Origin of the sequence: Ideonella sp. B508-1 (assembly GCF_000333615.1) — a bacterium.
In the GTDB taxonomy this organism is placed as follows: Bacteria; Pseudomonadota; Gammaproteobacteria; order Burkholderiales; family Burkholderiaceae_C; genus Ideonella.
This window is the reverse complement of record NZ_BADL01000448.1, coordinates 1-1,330: the sequence shown is the minus strand read 5'-3', so window position 1 is coordinate 1,330 and position 1,330 is coordinate 1. Positions and strand designations below refer to the sequence as shown.

At 70.2% G+C, this 1,330-nt stretch carries 1 protein-coding gene and 1 pseudogene; both read left to right on the top strand.

The window, feature by feature from the left end:
- Positions 1 to 1,149 (top strand): annotated as a pseudogene (locus tag I73_RS18135) (aminotransferase class V-fold PLP-dependent enzyme); the annotation flags it as partial.
- A 14-nt stretch (positions 1,150 to 1,163) separates the two neighbouring features.
- Positions 1,164 to 1,330: serine dehydratase beta chain (locus I73_RS31835; RefSeq protein WP_304607954.1), on the top strand; the 167-nt coding region annotated here is incomplete at its 3' end.

Genomic DNA, 1,330 nt, shown 5'->3' with positions numbered 1-1,330 from the left:
CACGCCAGCCGCGGCGAAGGCCACCGCAACATCTGCTNGATCCCGGAGAGCGCCCACGGCACCAACCCGGCCAGCGCGATGATGGCCGGCCTGCAGGTGGTCGTCGTCAAGTGCGATGCCAACGGCAGCGTGGACCTGGGCGACCTGAAGGCCAAGTGCGAGCAGCATGCCGCGAAGCTGGCCTGCATCATGATCACCTACCCTTCCACCTACGGCGTCTATGACCTGCAGGTGAAGGAACTCTGCGCCATGGTCCACCAGTACGGCGGCCGGGTGTATGTGGACGGCGCCAACATGAACGCCCTGGTGGGTGTGGCCGCGCCGGGCCAGTTCGGTGGCGACGTGAGCCACCTGAACCTGCACAAGACCTTCTGCATCCCGCACGGCGGCGGGGGCCCGGGCGTCGGCCCGGTCTGCGTGGTGGAGGACCTGGTGCCCTTCCTGCCCGGCCATGCCACGGCCGGCCAGGTGCGCGCGGGCGGCGTCGGCGCCGTCAGCGCCGCGCCCTACGGCAATGCCGCCGTGCTGCCGATCAGCTGGATGTATGTGCGCATGATGGGCACGGCCGGCCTGACCGCCGCCACCGAGACCGCCATCCTGAACGCCAACTACGTGGCCGCACGCCTGGCCGACCACTACGACATCCACTTCAGCGGCAACGTGGCCGGCGTGAAGGGCGGCGGCGTGGCCCACGAGTGCATCCTGGACCTGCGCCGGCTGAAGGACAGCAGCGGCGTGAGCGCCGAGGACGTGGCCAAGCGCCTGATCGACTACGGCTTCCACGCCCCGACGCTGAGCTTCCCGGTGGCCGGCACGCTGATGGTGGAACCCACCGAAAGCGAACCCCTGTTCGAGCTGGACCGCTTCTGCGACGCGATGATCGCCATCCGCGAGGAGATCCGCCAGGTCGAGGCTGGGGTCTGGCCGCGCGAGGACAACCCGCTGCACAACGCACCGCACACCGCCGCCAGCCTGCTGAGTGGCGAATGGACGCACCCGTACAGCCGCGAGGTGGCCGCCTACCCGGTGGCCAGCCTGAAGCAGGTGAAGTACTGGTCGCCGGTGGGCCGCGTGGACAACGTCTACGGCGACCGCAACCTGTTCTGCAGCTGCCTGCCGGTGAGCGCCTACGGCGACACCCAGGCCTGAGGCAGAGCGCCACCGTGGCGGTCTCCGTCTTCGACCTGTTCAAGGTCGGCATCGGCCCCAGCAGCTCCCACACCGTGGGGCCGATGCGCGCCGCGCGCCTCTTCGGCCTGCGCCTGCGCAGCGAAGCCCTGCTGCCGCAGGTGGCCCGCGTCCACTGCGGGCTCTACGGCTCCTTGGGGCG